The organism is Pseudoalteromonas sp. L1, from assembly GCF_021728095.1.
In the GTDB taxonomy this organism is placed as follows: domain Bacteria; phylum Pseudomonadota; class Gammaproteobacteria; order Enterobacterales; family Alteromonadaceae; genus Pseudoalteromonas.
The window spans coordinates 343,145-361,665 of sequence record NZ_JAKKCT010000004.1; the positions used below are offsets into that span (position 1 = coordinate 343,145).

The window sequence follows — 18,521 nt, forward strand, 5'->3', positions numbered from 1 at the left end:
CGTGCTGAGTATTCTCACTTTGTCACAGACACTTATCTGCACACGCAACTAGTCCGCGCATGGACTGCGTTTAGATATAGCACAACTTTTATTCAGTCAGTAGACCAAACGGTTATAAACCATAAGTTGATAAAAAAAGATAAGTGTTGTTTATGTATCGCTGTAAAAAGCTGTGTGCGGCTTTTATTAATAACAACATACATAGAGCCTATACAATCTGGTACACCGACAGATAGGGTGTAGATTGTATGACCGAGATTTAGCCGCCACGATGGGAGCTAAACATTGATAAGATAATGAACTTTTATTGTATTCAACTCGTAATAAATACGCACTGAATAATCGTCAGCTCATTTCTATTTAATTAGAAAACAAAGTGTATAAAACACGATATATAAAGCAAACAACTGATTTCTTAGAGCCTACACTCTAATTACTAATGAAAAGTAAAGTTAATCATTTAGATATCGAATTGTTTGAACACGAAATATAATACGGTATAAAGAGGTGAAAGATCAAGGGCAAATATTAATCACTAATTTTATACTTACCATAAATATAGAAAATAGTTCATACTTAACAAATAGTTAAATGCATACATTTTATTATTAATAATTTTTCATCACCTTATGGCAGTTTTGTTTTCAATAACAGCCCAAAAAGTATTAATAACGACTAAAATCGTAGTTAGAGTAATAAGTTTTCTTGTGTCTATGGCGGTGAGTAAGCTTTAATAGGTAAGCAATTTTATTTGTAAGTCAGCGACAATTTATCGTCATCAATAGCAATTATCTATGATGTTGGTGCTTAAGCTAAAAGGATAATTCATTCTATGTCAGCAATTTATATAGCAGGGATCGCCTTGTGTTCTGTAATAGCACAGTGGGTAGCGTGGGCGTTTCGTGTACCGGCTATTTTATTTTTACTTCTAACGGGTTTATTACTCGGACCTTTCAGTGGCGTTCTTGAACCCGACGCCCTTCTGGGTGACTTATTGTTCCCCGTGGTCTCGTTGAGTGTTGCAGTCATTCTCTTTGAAGGCTCGCTGACATTGCACTTTAAAGAACTTAAAGGCATAGGAAAAGTTGTCCGAAATCTCTGCTCCATCGGCATGATAACCACCTGTATTATTATTAGTTTAAGCGCATATTGGATCTTAGAACTTAATTGGCGAGTCGCCGCAGTACTAGGGGCTGTGCTTGTTGTTACAGGACCCACAGTTATCGCACCTTTACTTAATTCAATGCGCCCTAACCAAGATATCGACCGCATCCTCAGGTGGGAAGGCATTGTCATTGACCCCATAGGAGCCTTATTCGCAGTCCTTGTCTTTGAAGCTGTTATGCTTGTTGGGCAAGGGGAAGTATTCAGCCATACAATTATTGCTTTGTTTAAAACCTTAGGGGTTGGCTTAACGATTGGTGTAGTCGCAGGTTGGTTAACAACCTTACTGATTCGCCGTGAATGGTTACCTTTTGAGTTACATAAATTTGGTATTTTGGCATTGGTATTGATTAGCTTTACTGTATCAAATCACCTCAGTCATGAATCGGGATTATTGGCTGTAACTGTATTTGGCATTTGGCTAGCCAATCAAGATGACTTAGAAATAGACTCCGTGCTTGAGTTTAAAGAAGACTTATCGATGATCTTAATCTCATCGTTATTTATATTACTTGCAGCACGTTTACAGCTTTCAGACTTAATGATGTTACACAGTGATGTGTTTATTTTCTTAGCTATCGTGCTATTTATCGCGCGCCCTGCATGTATCGCTATTTCAACTATCGGCTCAGACCTACCATTAAAGTCTCGCCTTGTACTTTCATGGATAGCACCAAGAGGTATCGTCGCAGCCGCTGTGGGCTCAGTGTTTGCACTGAGCATGGTTGAAGCAGGTATCGCAGACGCAGAGAAAATCGTGCCGCTGATTTTCACGGTAATCATCGTCACTGTTGTACTGCAGAGCCTGACAGCTACACCACTGGCTAAACTATTAAAAGTGCGTCAACCCGCGCCAAATACTATTTTAATTATTGGTGCAAACCATGTTGCACGTGCCATAGCATGTGGACTGAAAGAACAGAATATTCCTGTGCATCTTTCTGATCCAGCATGGGAGAACTGTAAAATGGCGCGTATGGATGGCCTGCCCTGTTACTATGGTAATCCACAGTCTGAACATGCCGAACGTTATTTACCCTTAACAACCATTCGTAGTGTTTTAGCACTTTCACCAAACCGTCACCATAATGCATTGGGTGTGCAGTATTTCTCGCATTTGCTAGATGAAAAGGATGTATTTTCTCTTCGCTCTTCAACTAACCACGCTAAAGCAAACAAAGATAGCGCAACATTTTTGTCTCGCCAGATTCTATTTGGTGACAATGGCGCATATGCACGTTTAAGCAGTCTAATTGCCAAAGGCGGTAAAGTGAGTGCCACACGCATTTCAGATGAGTTTAGCTGGGAGCAATATAAAGAAGTTAATAGTGAAGCTATTCCGTTATTTATTTTAAACGGTGAAAAAGATGATGATGACGACTCTCCTGTTCGTATTAGACCATTTACTACAAATATGGAGAAAACACCACAAGTAGGTGAGCGCATCGTTGCTTTACAACCACCCAAGTTATCGGTTCTTAAAGACCCTAACCAGAGCAAAAATAAAGATAAAAAAGAAGATAAATAATAATAGGCCAGCATATGCTGGCCTTATTTTTAGCAGTTTAAATTACATAGGTAAACGTGCGCGCCGAACCACACTATCAGGCATTTTTTGCGCAAGTTTTGCTAGTAATTGCTCGACTTTTTTATGCTGCGCTTTATCTGCAACCATAGAGTGAAACAACCAACGATAGGCATCTTCATAGTCTCTTGGGCTACCATATCCTTGGTTGAATAGCTTAACTAAGCGCATTTGTGCTTTTAAGTTGCCTTGTGCAGATGCTTCACGCAAATAGGTCACGGCCATGGCTTTATCTTGCTGAACCAACCGCCCAACATCATAATAGCGGCCAAGTTGTTCTAATGCGGCTGCTAACCCTTGCTCAGCAGCTTGACGCATATAATACACACCCAGCTCTACGTTACGATCAACACAGACTGCATAGGCCAGCATATCGCCATACAGGAACTGATACGATGGTAGCGCCATTTTATTGGCTCGCGCTTCAATATCTTGTACTAACTGGCAATCATCTGCCTTCACACGTGCTAAATGTGTATTTTTATTAATAAGCCCAATTAGCTCGCTCTCTGTATACAGAGGTACCGCAGAAATAGGCTCTTCAGCCATACTTAGGCTTGAAAAGAGTAATGTTAAGGGCAATAAAACACGCATCAAAATCACTTAAATAAAGTCAGTCTTAGCAAATAATATACAAATATCATTCCAGAGTGAATTTTAGGCACAAAAAAAGCTGCCGAAGCAGCTTTTTTAGTATTTATGATGATTATGCAAACGGGTTGCGTAATACCATAGTCTCTACACGATCAGGACCAGTAGAGATGATATCAACTGGAACACCCGTGATTTCTTCAATACGCTTGATGTAATCAAGTGCCGCTTTAGGCAACTCATCAACTGAGGTTACACCTACTGTGTTTTCTGACCAGCCTGGCATCTCTTCGTATACTGGCGTTACTTTCTCGTAACCTTCAGCAGCTAATGGCGTAACGTTCGTTACTGTGCCATCTTCTAACTGGTAACCAGTACAGATTTTTAAAGTTTCTAAACCATCTAGAACGTCTAGTTTAGTTAAACAGAAACCTGAGATGCTGTTGATTTGAACCGCACGGCGCATTGCCACTGCGTCTAACCAACCAGTACGGCGTAAACGACCTGTCGTTGCACCGAATTCATGGCCTTTCTCACCTAAGTGCTTACCTACTGAGTCTTGCTTATCAAGACCATCGTAAAGCTCTGTAGGGAAAGGACCAGAACCCACACGAGTTGTGTAAGCTTTGATAATACCTAGTACGTAATCAAGGTGTAATGGACCAAAACCAGCACCTGTTGCTACACCACCAGCCGTTGTGTTTGATGATGTTACATACGGGTAAGTACCGTGGTCGATATCAAGCAATGTACCTTGCGCACCTTCAAATAAGATGTTGTCGCCCGCTAAACGCGTTTGATCAAGTAGCTCAGTTACATCAACAACCATTGCTTTTAAGATATCAGCAATAGCCATTGCATCATCAAATGTCTTCTGGAAATCAACTGGCTCTACTTTGTAGTAATGCTCTAGCGTGAAGTTATGGTATTCCAATACTTCTTTTAATTTACTCGCGAATAATTCAGGATTGAATAAATCGCCAACACGTAAACCACGACGTGCTACTTTATCTTCATAAGCTGGACCAATACCACGACCTGTAGTACCAATTGGCTTATCGCCACGTGCTTTTTCACGGGCTAAATCTAATGCAATGTGGAAAGGTAAAATAAGCGGACACGCTTCACTAATTAATAAACGCTCACGCACAGGCACGCCACGCTCTTCTAGCATGCCAATTTCTTTCATCAACGCTTCTGGTGATAAAACAACACCATTACCAATCACACACTTAACATTGTCACGTAATACACCCGATGGAATAAGGTGTAAAACCGTCTTTTCACCGTTAATTACCAGAGTGTGGCCTGCGTTATGACCACCTTGATAACGAACTACTAAAGATGCTTTGTCTGTAAGGAGGTCAACTACCTTACCCTTACCTTCGTCACCCCATTGGGTGCCTAGTACAACAACGTTTTTACCCATTGCAAATTCACTTAGAAAAAATTAGGACGAGATTTTACCAGAAAACGAGGTGAAAGATCACCCCGTTTAGCTTATTTTTTCTGCGGTCGGCTTTTTATCATCATACTCACTAAAACAACCACAGCCAGAACAGGGGCTTATAAATCTATAACCCGTAGAAATTAGTTTAGAACTGAAATAAAAAAGCCCTGCAAAAGTGCAGGGCTTTCATCATCAGATGTTTAATTACTGGGCATTTGCCCCTTTCATGTAATTAAAGAAATCACTATCTGGAGAGATAACCATAACATCTTGCTTATCTTTAAAGGTCTTCTTGTAAGCTTCGAGACTACGCACAAAACCAAAGAACTCAGCATCTTTGTTATAAGCATTGGCATAGATACCCGCCGCTTCTGCATCACCTTGACCGCGTACAGTACGCGCATTACGCTCGGCATCTGCCAGCATAACTGTTACGCGACGATCAACCTCAGCACGAATTGTTTCTGCTTTTTCTTGACCTTCAGAGCGGTGCTCTTTCGCCACAGCAGTACGCTCTGCGCGCATACGTTGGAAGATTGAACTACTGACTTCTTGTGGTAAGTTAATTTGCTTAACACGCACATCAAGTACTTCAATACCTAACTCTTGCGCACTTTCAGAAGCTTGTACTAACGCTTCTTCCATAAGCTCACTACGCTCACCTGAAACAATTTCTTTAATGGTACGAGAACCAAAGTTAGTACGTAGACCATTGTTCACCTTTTGCTTTAATAGCGTTTCAGCATACTGCTTATCACCACGAGCACGTAGGTAAAATGCACTAAAGTCGTTGATACGCCATTTCACGTATGAATCAACAATTAAGTCTTTTTTCTCGCTTGTAACAAAACGATCAGGTGCACCATCTAATGTTTGGATACGTGCATCTAAACGGCGTACTTGACTGAAAAATGGCACTTTAAAGTTCAAGCCGGGGCCGTAAACTACTGCTGTGTCATTACTGTCTTTCTGCACTTTACTGAACAACAATACAATCGCCTTTTCACCTTCTTGTACGACAAAAATAGATGAAAAAGACATAACAACCGCAAGGGCAAGTATTACTAAACTAAAATTTTTCATTTTGCTTATCTCCCCTCATTAAAGCGATCAGTTGCAAAACGGTCATTACTCGAGTTAACCGTACTGTTGCGTGATGTATTCAACTTGTTGCGCAAATCTTTGATATCACTTGAACTTGGCAGTGCAACACGGGTCGCGGTGCCTTGCTTTTCCATAATTTTATCAAGAGGTAAATACATCATGTTATTACCGTTTTTCACATCAACAAGTACTTTAGAGCTATTACCAAGTACTTCTTCCATTGCATCGATGTACAAGCGTTTACGCGTTACTTCTTTAGCTGCTTGGTATTCTGGTAATAGCTTTTCAAAGCGTGCTACCTCACCTTGCGCTTCTAGTGTAATGCGCTCGCGATATGCTTCAGCTTCTTGCGTCATACGTGTTACTTGACCACGGGCACGCGGCTCTATCTCACGGGCATAAGCTTCTGCTTCACGGATGAAACGTTCTTCATCTTCTTGTGCTGCAATGGCATCATCAAAGGCATCTTTTACTTCACCTGGTGGGCGTGAGTCCTTAAAGTTCACGTCGCTGACAATAATACCGAGGTTATACGGCTCAATAATTTTGTTTAGCTCATCCCACGTTTGTTGACGAACGACCTCACGACCTGTTGTTAATACTTGGTCCATTTTCACATGACCAATAACATAACGAAGTGCGCTATCAAGCGCTTGTTGTAGGCTGTGATCAGCATCCGTTACACTGAACTTATATAGGTGAGGATCGATAACACGATACTGCACTTCAAACTCTACATTTACGACGTTTTCATCTTCTGTCAGCATAAAGCCTTTCGCAGATAAAGAGCGTACCGCCTCAATATCAACCGGAATGACACGTTCGATGAACGTCATTTTCCAACGTAAGCCTGGCTCTGCAATGCGACTAAACTGACCAAATTGTAAAACAATACCGCGCTCAGCTTCTTTAACTGTATAAATACCACTTAATGCCCAAACGATGATGGCAATAATTAATATGAAAGAAATGCCTGCGCCACCAAGTCCGCCGCCGTTTTTACCTGGCTTGTTACCACCAAATAAACCGCCAAACTTGTTGCCGAATTTACGCAGTACCTCGTCTAAATCAGGTGGGCCTTGATCTTTTCCGCCTTTGTTATTCCACGGATCTTTATCATTGCCATTATTACCCGGTTCATTCCAGGCCATAGCTATACTCCATTGTTATCTAAATGAATTGGGTTAAATCTATCAAATCTACAGCATTTCTCATACTAAAATTAACAAATGCTGACGATTTTTAGTCCGTAACTATAAAAGAATCGAGATCCTGTCCCATTTCTTTTTTCAAACGATTCCACTCAGCCATCGGTAAACGAACCGAAAGCAACCAGTTACCATGTTCATCAAAGCACTCTTCATGAACGGCATTTAGGTTAAATAGTGCAGCTCGAATACGACCATGCTGCGGAGGTAATTTAAGTGACTCTGCCAGCATTTTCTTTGCTAGCAGCTCATTAATTGCCTCTGACAATAACTCACAACCCACACCCGTTCGAGCAGATAACCACACTCTAATCGGTTGGCCTTCATCGTTTCTATCTATACGTGGCGCAACGTCATCTAGCGCATCAATTTTGTTATACACTAATAATTGCGGCACTTCATCTGCTTCAATTTCTTTTAAAACTGACTGAACTTGCTCAATATTCTCTTTACGGCGCGGGTCTGCTACATCAATAACATGTAGCTGTAAATCAGCTTCACGGGTTTCAGTTAATGTTGCTTTAAAAGCTGCCACTAAATCATGTGGTAAGTGACGAATAAATCCAACTGTATCCGCGAGGATTACCGGACCTACATCGCCAATATCTAACTTACGCAATGTTGGATCAAGTGTTGCAAATAATTGGTCAGCTGCATACACATCTGAATCTGTTATTCGATTAAACAGGGTCGATTTGCCTGCGTTAGTGTAACCAACTAACGAGACTGTGGGTATTTCATTACGGGTACGCGCTCGTCGCCCCTGTTCACGTTGCACAGCAACCTTATCTAAACGTGCACGAATATTCTTAATCCTTGCACGTAAAAGTCGCCTATCGGTTTCAAGCTGCGTCTCACCAGGACCACGTAAACCTATCCCACCTTTTTGGCGCTCAAGGTGAGTCCAACCACGGATCAAGCGTGTTGAAATGTGACGTAGCTGAGCCAACTCAACTTGAAGTTTACCTTCATGAGTACGCGCTCGCTGGGCAAAAATATCAAGGATCAAACTCGTACGATCAAGTACACGACACTGACAAACGCTCTCTAAGTTACGTTCCTGTGACGGGCTTAGTTGATGGTTGAAAATGATGACATCTGCATTGTGGATTTTGACAGTTTCAGCGATCTCTTCTGCTTTTCCGGTACCGACGAAAAGTTTCGGATGTGGTGCTTGACGACTGCCTTGCACAATCGCCAAACTACTAACACCAGCAGAAGATACCAACAACTCTAATTCATGAAGATCTTCACGATCCCCTTCTTTAGGTAAGTCGATATGAACTAAAACTGCCTGTTCGCCGGCTTCATAACGGTCAAACAAGCATTACGCTCCTAAATTTAAAAATTTCCAGGCTCTTGCTCTTCTGAATCATCGCTTCCTTGTGCACCTTGGAAGTTAACAGTACGCGCTGGAACTACGGTAGAAATAGCGTGTTTATACACCATTTGATTCACGGTGTTTTCAAGTAAAATAACAAATTGGTCAAATGACTGGATTTTACCCTGTAACTTAATGCCATTAACCAAAAAGATTGATACTGGAATGCGCTCACGACGTAACGCATTCAAAAATGGGTCTTGTAACGACTGGCCTTTTGCCATGTTATTTTCCTTCGTTCTAGGTGTTATTATAATTAAGTAGCTGAACTAATTTAACAAAGCTAAAAATTTTTCAACTACTACTAGCTTAGCGAACTTACTACACGTTGCAAGTTTTCTTCATCACCCGTGGCCAACCATGTAACATCAGGCCAACCTCTTAGCCAAGTTAACTGCCTCTTGGCAAGCTGGCGCGTGGCAGCAACACCACGAAAGACCATTTCATCATAGTCAATTTCGCCTGCAATGTAATCCCACATTTGTCTATAACCTACGCAACGAATCGAAGGTAGATCTGGGTGTAAATCCTTACGTTTATATAGGGATGAAACTTCATTTTCAAACCCCTGTTCAAGCATTATTTTAAACCTTTTCTCAATTCGCTGGTGTAAAACGCTGCGATCGGCAGGCGCGATAGCAAATTGATGAAAAGTATAAGGAAGCGCTGGCTGCTTTTGTTTTTGTAGCTCTGTCATTGTTTTGCCAGTTATACGAAAAACTTCGAGCGCACGATTAATACGTTGTGAATCATTTTCACTCATTTTATTCGCAGCCTCAGGATCGATTTTAACGAGCTCTGCGTGCAAATGTGGCCAACCAAACTGCTTTGCTTCCTTTTCGAGTTCAGCCCGCACTTCGGGTGATGCCTCTGGTAGTGGCGACAAACCATCAATCAATGACTTAAAGTACATCATTGTACCGCCAACTAATACAGGTACTTTACCTTGCTTGTGAAATAGATCAATCTTTTCAATCGCATCGCGACGAAAATCAGCAACTGAATAACTTTCTGCAGGATCAATAATATCAATTAGATGATGAGGCGCTCGTACTAATTCATCAGCATCTGGCTTGGCTGTACCGATATTCATATCTTTGTACACCAGCGCTGAATCTACACTGATTATTTCTGTGTTTAAATGTTCACACAGCGAAATTGCTAAGTCTGTTTTCCCTGCAGCGGTTGGTCCCATTAAAAAAATCACGGGTAAGTTATTCAAGCCTAAATACCTTGCTTAGTTTAAAAACTGAGATAGTTCTATTTTAACCGCTTTTTGACGTAAACGTTGCATAGTTTGTGGATTATTTTCTAACCGAGCAACTTGCTCCATAAAGGCTTGGCTTGTGTAATAACGTGTCGGAATTTGCTGAGCTAACCAATTTAGCCATGCATCGAGGGAACTTGGCGAGGTTTTGCAAGCAATGATGAGCCGCTCAATAGCATTGCTAACATCAAGTAAATAGACACAAGGCGGAAGCTTTTTAACCATCACAAATTGCTTTTCAATCACTAAATCAAAACCTAGCAGGGTAAACCACGACTGCTGAGCATTTAAAGCACTAATATCATCAGCACTTGTGTTTACTCGCACAGGTAACAACAAAGCTTTGCCCTCAAGGCTACCTGCTTGCTCTACGTACGCTTGCCAGTCGAGTGCTAAAGCATGCTTAAAATGCGCAGCAAATAGTTGGTTATCTTCACTAAATACGCATTCACCTTGGTGTACGTGAATGAGCTTAGCAAGTTTTGTCTGCTCCACAACCGGTGTGGCAATGCTTGGCTCAGGCCGTACTTGATCAAAATGCGCAGCATGTTGCTCACTGATCCCTTGATAAAATGCATTGACATCTTGATGTGATGTTTTACTACGCCCTTGGCTGTCGCGACTAACACCCCCTTCGGAACGCCCTGTTGTGCCAGAGTAACTCGCTGAGCGTGTTGGCTGTAAATCTGATTTAGGATAATCATAGTGCTCTGTAGGCACTGATGCAGTATAGCTTAACTGCGTGCTGCTCTGACTCGACTCTGCAAACGGGGCCTGCTGAAAAGCCGTGTCATTGTGCTCAGTAAAACCAGCTTCATGCTGCAGCGGCACCACAACTTGTTTTATTGCCTGCAAAATAAAGTCATGCACTAAACGGCCTTGATGAAAGCGCACTTCATGCTTGGCTGGGTGCACGTTTACATCGACCTGACGTGGGTCAATATCAATGTAGATAACAAAGCCAGGTAGTTCCTCAGAACCTGCAACTTCTTCAAATGCTTGGCGAATTGCATGCAAAATAAGTTTGTCGCGCATCATGCGGTTATTCACATAGGTATACTGAGTCGTATTGCTTGAACCAACAGGCAGTACCCACCCTCTTAGCATTAACCCTGCTTCACCAGATTGAATATGCAAACCTTGTTCACTAAAGACTTTACCGGCAACTTGTGCAACACGGCTAATTGCTTGTTCTGGGTTAGGCTTTGCACGGTATTGACGCACAACTTTGCCGTTATGCGTTAACGTAATTGAGACATCAAACCGGCTCAATGCAATCCGCTTTATAAGCTCATCAATATGTGAAAACTCTGTTTTTTCTGTGCGCAGAAATTTGCGTCGTGCGGGGGTGTTAAAAAATAAATCTTTAACTTCAATAGTGGTGCCATCTGGGTGGGCTGTTGGCTTTATTTGCACAGCCATATCACGCCCTTCAGCAAAGGCTTGCCACGCTGCTTCTTGATCTTTTGGTTTTGAACTTAGCGTTAATCGCGATACCGAGCTTATTGAGGCCAAAGCTTCCCCTCGAAAACCCAGTGAGCAAATATTTTCAAGGTCATCGAGTGACTTTAATTTGCTGGTTGCATGGCGTGAGAGAGCTAAAGTTAACTCGTCTTTACTGATGCCGCTACCATTATCGCGAATGCGTATGAGCTTATGGCCGCCTCGTTCAATATCAATCTGAATTCGTGTGCCACCCGCATCTAAACTATTTTCTACAAGCTCTTTGACAACCGAGGCGGGCCGTTCCACCACTTCACCTGCTGCAATTTGGTTAGCCAATCGTGCAGGTAATATTTCAATACTCATAATCTTCCTAACACAAAAATTGATTAACTTTGCGGAATATCAAGCTCTTGACCAATGAACAAGGTGTTTGATTTTAAATTATTAACCGTTTTGAGTTTATTAACGGATGTGCCATAACGATTCGCTAACATACTTAATGACTCTCCTGGCCTCACTTTATGCTTGGTAGGGTATTGCGCTTTTAACTTCGCAAATAATGAGTCGTCGGGTGGATTTTGTAGATAATAACTTTTTAGAGACTTAAAGATTGCTTCTGCTAGACGCTCTTGATAATTAGCTGATTTTAATAAACGCTCTTCTCTAGGGTTAGAAATGAACCCCGTTTCTACCAAAATAGAAGGGATATCTGGCGATTTAAGAACAGCAAAGCTTGCTGCTTGAGGACGTTTCTTATGCATTTTAGCCACTTTTTTTAGCTCATTCATCACTTCTTCTGCAACGCTAAAGCCTGTTTTCATTGAGTGATCCATTGACATATCAAGCAGTGCTTGGGCTAAATACTTTTCGCTTGCTGTGTCTTTCAACACACCGGCTGCGCCACCGAGCAACTCTGAATGTTTTTCTTTATCCTCTAGCCACTTACCAATCTCTGAATTGGCACGACGCAGTGATAGCACCCACACTGATGCACCACTAGGCTGAGGACTGGTAAACGCATCAGCATGAATTGACACAAAGAAATCTGCTTTTTTCTCGCGAGCTCGACTAGTACGGGTATTTAAATTCACAAAATAATCGCCTCGGCGTACCATACGCGAGATCATGCCTCGTTCAGCGTCAATCATACGCTCGAGTCGCTTAGCAATTTGTAATGTAATATCTTTTTCATAGGTACCAGATGGACCTATTGAGCCTGGGTCTTCACCACCGTGTCCCGCGTCAATCGCAATCACAATATCACGCTCTTGGTTAATTGCTCTTTTCTTAACTGGTGTGCTGTTTGTCGCGGCGGGCGCCGATTGATAGCTTTTATCATGTAAGTCAACAACTAAACGATGCTTATAAGGACCTGTTGGTAATAAAGCAAACACAACAGGCTTCGCTGCACCGGCTAGTTCAAATACAAAACGAACGCTTTTTGCATCTTTAGGTTTTGAGTAACGTAATTTAGATACAATTTGATGTTCTTTAGGAATACTTGGCAACGTTTTAAGTTTGTCAGTGTCTTTCAAGTCAATGACTAAACGGCTTGGGTTTTTCAGCATAAAATAGCTAAAGTCAGGCTTATCATCTAAGTCAAACACCACCCGAGTGTTGTCTGGGGAAGGCCACACACGTACGCTATTAATTGTATTTTGTGCAAGCGCAACTTGGCTTACAACCAAAAACATTAAGATAGTTAATAGTTTAAATGTACAACGACCCATTTTTGCTAATACACCTTTATTTTTATCTGTTTATTATTGCGTGCTCTTCAATTTCTCTACAATCGAATGGCCACGCTCAGTTAAACTATTTATTAAAATAGCACGTGCCTCACCTTCATAGCGTAATGTAACATCAAGATCTGGCGTGGGTATAAACTCTCCCCCTTTTTCAGGCCACTCTACTACGCAAATAGCGTGTGGAGAAAAATAGTCACGGATCCCCATATACTCAAGCTCTTCAGGATCGCCCAAGCGATATAAATCAAAGTGATAAATATCCGCTTTAGCTAATTGGTACGGCTCAACCAGTGTATAAGTGGGACTCTTAACCTTACCTTGATGACCAAAACCTTGCACAATACCACGCGTTAAGGTGGTTTTACCGGCACCTAAGTCTCCATGTAAATAAATCACAGCCCCTTGCTCCATTAATATTGCAAGTTGCTTGCCCATATTTACTGTGGCAGCTTCATCTGCCAATGGAAAGCCAACGCTGTTGGTCATTATTACCTCATGAAATACTTGAAACACATTACTTTATTAATCATACCAGAATATTTTTTTAAGGCGAGAATCCAGCATACCTTCAATCAGACACAAAAAAGCCGGCAAAGTGCCGGCTTTTTCAATTTAAAACGATTTACAGACCTAATTTTTTCTCTAAATAGTGGATATTGGTTCCACCATTTTGGAAGTTTTCATCTGACAAAATTTTCTTGTGCAGTGGTGTATTCGTCTTAATACCATCAATCACTAATTCGTTCAGTGCATTACGTGAACGGGCAATTGCTACATCACGGTTTTCACCATAACAGATAAGCTTACCAATCATTGAATCGTAATGAGGTGGTACTGTGTAATCTGCGTAAATGTGGCTGTCCCAACGAATACCTAATCCGCCAGCAGGGTGGAATCGCGTGATTTTACCTGGTGATGGAATAAACGTTTCAGGGTCTTCCGCATTTATACGACACTCAATTGCATGACCACGAATAACCACATCTTCTTGTGTGAATGATAATGGTTGACCAGCTGCAATTTTTAGCTGTTCTTTGATTAAGTCAACGCCAGTGACCATTTCTGTTACTGGGTGCTCAACCTGAATACGGGTATTCATTTCGATGAAATAGAACTCGCCGTTTTCGTATAAGAATTCGAACGTACCTGCACCGCGATAACCAATTTCGATACATGCACGAGTACAGCGGTCGCCGATGAATTTACGCATTTCAGCTGTGATACCTGGTGCTGGCGCTTCTTCAACTACTTTTTGGTGACGACGCTGCATTGAACAATCACGCTCACCTAAATGAACCGCATTACCTTGACCATCGGCAAGTACTTGTACTTCGATATGACGTGGGTTTTCAAGGAATTTCTCCATGTAAACCATACCATTACCGAAGAACTGTTTCGCTTCTTGCTGTGTAAGTGCGATTGAATCAATTAGCTCTTTCTCATTACGTACAACACGCATACCACGACCGCCGCCGCCGCCTGCTGCTTTAATGATTACAGGGTAACCAATACGCTTAGCGATTTGGATATTACGTTCGCTGTCAGCCGTTAATGGGCCATCAGAGCCTGGTACACAAGGTACACCGGCTTTACGCATTGCTTCAATTGCAGAAACTTTATCACCCATTAAACGAATCGTGTCGCCTTTAGGACCGATAAATACAAAGCCGCTTTGCTCAACTTGATCAGCAAAGTCTGCATTTTCAGATAAGAAACCGTAACCTGGGTGAATCGCAACCGCATCTGTTACTTCTGCCGCTGCAATAATGCGCGGAATATCTAAGTAACTTTCAGTAGCTGCTGGTTTACCAATACAAATTGTTTCGTCTGCCAGTAACACGTGCTTAAGATCACGGTCTGCCGTTGAATGCACAGCAACAGTTTTGATCCCAAGCTCTTTGCAGGCGCGCAATACGCGAAGTGCAATTTCACCTCGGTTTGCAATGACTACTTTATCTAACATAGAGTTGGCCTTTTGTTGCGCTATTATTCAATGATGAATAAAGGTTGATCGAATTCTACCGGCTCGCCATTTTCAACTAAGATAGCTTTTACTGTGCCTGCTTTATCAGATTCGATTTGGTTCATCATCTTCATTGCTTCAACGATACATAACGTATCGCCAACATTTACTTTAGAACCTACCTCTACATAAGGTGCTGCTTCAGGAGAAGCTGCTGAGTAGAATGAACCTACCATAGGTGATTTAACTTGGTGGCCAGTCGGTGCAGCTGGAGCAGCCGCTTCTGCTGCTGGTGCCTCTGCTACTGGAGCTGGTGCCGCTGCTGGCGCAGGTGCTGCAAACTGTTGTGGTGCATACTGCATTGCAGGTGCTGCAGACATATTGTTACGATTGATGCGTACTGACTCTTCACCTTCAGTGATTTCTAATTCAGCAATACCAGATTCTTCTACTAATTCGATAAGTTTTTTGATCTTGCGAATATCCATTGAACGACCCGCCTGTTAGTTTATTTAAAAATTATTGTGTGTTTTGCAATCGGTTAACAGCAGCTTCCAACGCTACTTTATAACCCATTGCACCTAATCCGATTACAACGCCTTGTGCTACATCCGAAAAATACGAATGATGACGAAATGCTTCTCGAGCATGTACATTACTTAAATGCACCTCGTAAAAGGGAACGTCTATACTCAATAATGCATCTCGCAATGCGACGCTGGTATGCGTATAGGCTGCAGGATTGATAATAATTGCATCAACCGCTTGCCAAGCTTGGTGAATACGCTCAATGAGCGCGGCTTCACTATTGCTTTGAAAATGTGCCAAATCAACATTGTGACCAACAGCAACCTTGCTAAGTTCAGCCATAATCTCGTCAAGAGACTGTGTGCCGTACTTTTCAGGCTCTCGCTTGCCAAGCATGTTTAAATTAGGCCCATTTATAACTAAAAGCTTTAATTTTGCAGCCATAATACGCGATATATCCTTTAAGTAACTAGTTTAACTATATTCACTCTAAACCCTTTCTTAACTTAAGGGCTCAAATGAAAAATAGCAACTATTTCTCACGTTAACCACCTATTATAGATATTTCGACGTAAATAGCAGCAAAATACTGGTCTAATCACTATCCAAATAAGTGAAGAGCAGGTATAGCAAGGCACACAACTTCATTAGGAAAACGCTTTGAGTCTAAACAAAACTAGTTATCCTCAAAAAAAGCAAACCTAATGTATTAGATTTGCAAATTGAAAGTGGTATAAAAAACGAAAACGCCACTCGAGTGAGTAGCGTTTTAAGATTTCGCTGCAAAGTTACGCTTATTTTGCTGTTTTTCGTACTTTTGCTAAATGCTCAGCAAAATCTTTGGCATTTAAAAAACCTGTAACACGTTGCTCAACTAACTCATTACCTTGTGTGTCGAAGAATAAAATACTCGGTAAACCAAATACGGTGTACTCTTCCATCAGCTCGATGGTTTTAGCGTCACTTTCAGTTAAATCAACTTGGATCAGTTCAAAATATGCAAACTCGCTTTGTACAGCTGTATCTGGAAAAGTGTAATGTTCAAACTCCTTACACGCGACACACCAGTCGGCATATAAGTCGACCATCACTAAACGCCCTTCGCTACTTGCCTGAACAATCTCTTCTTTCAATTCAGTTAAATTAGCAACTTGTTTAAAGCCATGTGTTTGTGCTGATGCTCCAACTACAGAAGTTTGGCTGGGCCAAAAATAATTTTTTGTTAAACTCGCACCAGTAACAACTAATAAAGTTGCAGCAAACCATAATGCAGTTTTTAACTTGCCTTGTGATTGCCCGCTTTGCCAATGGTGTAAATAAAGCGCTGTAGCAAGTGCTAATAAACCCGCCATTAACCAAATGATTTCAATATCAACAATACGCTCTAGCAGAATAAGCGGCACAACGAGCATGATAAAACCAAACAGGGTTTTTACTTGCTCCATCCAGCCACCCGCTTTGGGTAATAGCTTACCGCCTGATGTACCTAACAATAACAAGGGTATACCCATGCCTAAACTCAGCACATACAAGGTTAAACCACCCACTAGATAGTCACCGCTTTGCGCTACATATAAAAGCGCTGCCGATAGCGGTGCTGTTGTACACGGTGAGGCTATCAAGCCAGATAAAACTCCCATCATAAAGACGCCCACATAGTTACCGCCTTTTTGCTGGTTGCTTACCTGAGTGAGCTTATTCATCATGCCACTTGGCAGCTTAATTTCGTACCAACCAAACATCGACATTGCTAAAAGCACAAATAAAATACTAAAACTAATAAGCACTGTCGGATGCTGTAAATACCCTTGCACTTGGCCACCCAGTGACGCAACCACTAACCCTAATGCAGCGTATGTGACGGCCATGCCTTGCACATAAACAAACGACAACGAAAACGCCTTTTTGGTTGATAGGTTTTGTTGACCCGCGATCAAGCTAGACAAAATAGGGAACATCGGAAATACACAAGGTGTAAACGCAAGGCCAATACCCACTAAAAAGAAAATAACTAGATTGGTAAGTAGTCCTTGTGATGCCAATTTATCAGTATAAGATTGCTCTTGAGCTGGCTTGGCGCTCTCATCAATAGTCGTTTGGTTTACAGTAGCTGACTCAGCATTTACACCTAATGCAGCCAAGGCGTTACCCGTAGACGCATTGTCAGAAACTTGCTCACCAGCAATCACAGATAAAGGGATAGTACGCACTTCTGGCGGATAACAGAGCCCCGCTTCAGCGCAGCCCTGAAAACGTACTTTTACAACCGCTCCCTCAGTAACATTACTGACTTTATTGATAATACTGAGAGAATTAAAAAATACCTCAGTCTTTCCAAAAAACTCATCTTCGATGATGACTCCCTCACCCAGATCAGGCGTTTCAATGTCAGCACCTTTTGCAATAATTTCAATTTTCTTTTTATACAAATAGTAATCTGGCGCAATATCCCAACCAATAAATAACGTTTTGCCCTGCTGATCAAAGTCAAAAACAAATGCTTGATCAACGGGTAAAAAGGTTTGCTCAGCGGGTTGCTGTAATAAGTTTCCAAGTAAGTTGCTATTACTTGCACTGGCTGGCATTAGCCATAGCGCACAGAGTAATAAAAAGAACGATCGCATTAACTGAGTACCTCATCCATCCAATTAAAATAGGCTAAATTGCCTGTAGCAACATCAACGACCTGAATTTCAGGTATCTCATAACTATGCAACTTCTTGATAGTTTGGATCACCTCATTCATTTTTTCTGACTTAGTTTTAATCAGTAACTTGCTTTCTGTTTCACTCGTTACCTCACCTTCCCACATATAAATGGACTCAACAGTTGGCAAAATGTTCACACACGCAGCTAGTTTCTCTTTCACTAAATGTTGTGCTAACTGACGAGCCTCTGCATCATTTGCGCAGGTCGTAAAAATAAGTCGAAAATGCGTTGTCATAAGGAACCTTTATTTGATTACTTGAGTCGCACCATAGTAGCCGATAGCGGATACAATGTGTAGCGGCGACAGTGATCCATGGTTCCACCTTGAAAAAAGACCTGTTCACCCTTATTTATATTTCATTGACTCGTAAGAGTGG

The 18,521-nt window shown here is 41.6% G+C and carries 16 protein-coding genes; 1 reads left to right on the forward strand and 15 read right to left on the reverse strand.

From position 1 onward, the window contains the following. The first annotated feature begins 832 nt into the window (after positions 1 to 832). A complete protein-coding gene (locus tag L3V38_RS14520; RefSeq protein WP_237119842.1) occupies positions 833 to 2,692 on the forward strand; it encodes a sodium:proton antiporter in 1,860 nt (619 codons plus the stop codon). A 42-nt stretch (positions 2,693 to 2,734) separates the two neighbouring features. Here L3V38_RS14520 and L3V38_RS14525 read toward each other — a convergent pair whose 3' ends face one another. The 15 genes from L3V38_RS14525 to cutA all read right to left on the reverse strand — a co-directional run bounded on the left by L3V38_RS14525 (position 2,735) and on the right by cutA (position 18,379). Further along, the gene (locus L3V38_RS14525; protein ID WP_130151533.1) at positions 2,735 to 3,343 is read right to left on the reverse strand and encodes a tetratricopeptide repeat protein; all 609 of its coding nucleotides are present in this window, start codon (positions 3,341 to 3,343) and stop codon (positions 2,735 to 2,737) included. Between the two features lie 112 nt (positions 3,344 to 3,455). Beyond that, on the reverse strand, positions 3,456 to 4,769 hold the full coding sequence (locus L3V38_RS14530) for an adenylosuccinate synthase (RefSeq protein ID WP_130151532.1): 1,314 nt from the start codon (positions 4,767 to 4,769) through the stop codon (positions 3,456 to 3,458). A 225-nt stretch (positions 4,770 to 4,994) separates the two neighbouring features. After that, positions 4,995 to 5,873, reverse strand: coding sequence for a protease modulator HflC (gene hflC, locus L3V38_RS14535; RefSeq protein WP_130151531.1), 879 nt, complete (start codon positions 5,871 to 5,873; stop codon positions 4,995 to 4,997). 5 nt (positions 5,874 to 5,878) lie between these two features. Next, positions 5,879 to 7,045 (reverse strand): FtsH protease activity modulator HflK, encoded by a 1,167-nt coding sequence (gene hflK / locus L3V38_RS14540; protein WP_062567176.1) that lies wholly within the window; start codon positions 7,043 to 7,045, stop codon positions 5,879 to 5,881. A 91-nt stretch (positions 7,046 to 7,136) separates the two neighbouring features. Beyond that, on the reverse strand, positions 7,137 to 8,426 hold the full coding sequence (gene hflX, locus L3V38_RS14545) for a ribosome rescue GTPase HflX (protein ID WP_130151530.1): 1,290 nt from the start codon (positions 8,424 to 8,426) through the stop codon (positions 7,137 to 7,139). A gap of 17 nt (positions 8,427 to 8,443) precedes the next feature. Further along, entirely contained in the window at positions 8,444 to 8,707 is a 264-nt protein-coding gene (gene hfq / locus L3V38_RS14550) for an RNA chaperone Hfq (protein WP_062567174.1), read from the reverse strand. A gap of 80 nt (positions 8,708 to 8,787) precedes the next feature. Next, positions 8,788 to 9,705 (reverse strand): tRNA (adenosine(37)-N6)-dimethylallyltransferase MiaA, encoded by a 918-nt coding sequence (miaA, locus tag L3V38_RS14555; RefSeq protein WP_237119843.1) that lies wholly within the window; start codon positions 9,703 to 9,705, stop codon positions 8,788 to 8,790. Between the two features lie 15 nt (positions 9,706 to 9,720). Beyond that, on the reverse strand, positions 9,721 to 11,559 hold the full coding sequence (gene mutL, locus L3V38_RS14560; protein WP_237119844.1) for a DNA mismatch repair endonuclease MutL: 1,839 nt from the start codon (positions 11,557 to 11,559) through the stop codon (positions 9,721 to 9,723). 23 nt (positions 11,560 to 11,582) lie between these two features. Further along, positions 11,583 to 12,890 carry an N-acetylmuramoyl-L-alanine amidase gene (locus L3V38_RS14565; RefSeq protein ID WP_237119898.1) on the reverse strand — a complete coding sequence of 436 codons (1,308 nt, stop codon included), beginning with the start codon at positions 12,888 to 12,890 and terminating at the stop codon, positions 11,583 to 11,585. Positions 12,891 to 12,959: 69 nt separating this feature from the next. Further along, positions 12,960 to 13,430 carry a tRNA (adenosine(37)-N6)-threonylcarbamoyltransferase complex ATPase subunit type 1 TsaE gene (gene tsaE, locus L3V38_RS14570; protein ID WP_130151526.1) on the reverse strand — a complete coding sequence of 157 codons (471 nt, stop codon included), beginning with the start codon at positions 13,428 to 13,430 and terminating at the stop codon, positions 12,960 to 12,962. A gap of 136 nt (positions 13,431 to 13,566) precedes the next feature. Next, positions 13,567 to 14,907, reverse strand: coding sequence for an acetyl-CoA carboxylase biotin carboxylase subunit (gene accC / locus L3V38_RS14575; protein WP_130151525.1), 1,341 nt, complete (start codon positions 14,905 to 14,907; stop codon positions 13,567 to 13,569). 23 nt (positions 14,908 to 14,930) lie between these two features. Next, positions 14,931 to 15,395: an acetyl-CoA carboxylase biotin carboxyl carrier protein gene (gene accB, locus L3V38_RS14580; protein WP_054552429.1), complete on the reverse strand. Its 465-nt coding sequence runs from the start codon at positions 15,393 to 15,395 to the stop codon at positions 14,931 to 14,933. Positions 15,396 to 15,426: 31 nt separating this feature from the next. Next, a complete protein-coding gene (gene aroQ / locus L3V38_RS14585) occupies positions 15,427 to 15,879 on the reverse strand; it encodes a type II 3-dehydroquinate dehydratase (protein ID WP_062568259.1) in 453 nt (150 codons plus the stop codon). Positions 15,880 to 16,229: 350 nt separating this feature from the next. Then, the gene (locus tag L3V38_RS14590) at positions 16,230 to 18,059 is read right to left on the reverse strand and encodes a protein-disulfide reductase DsbD (protein WP_237119845.1); all 1,830 of its coding nucleotides are present in this window, start codon (positions 18,057 to 18,059) and stop codon (positions 16,230 to 16,232) included. After that, the gene (cutA, locus tag L3V38_RS14595) at positions 18,059 to 18,379 is read right to left on the reverse strand and encodes a divalent-cation tolerance protein CutA (protein WP_237119846.1); all 321 of its coding nucleotides are present in this window, start codon (positions 18,377 to 18,379) and stop codon (positions 18,059 to 18,061) included. The genes L3V38_RS14590 and cutA overlap by 1 nt, the downstream gene beginning before the upstream one ends. Positions 18,380 to 18,521 lie beyond the last annotated feature (142 nt).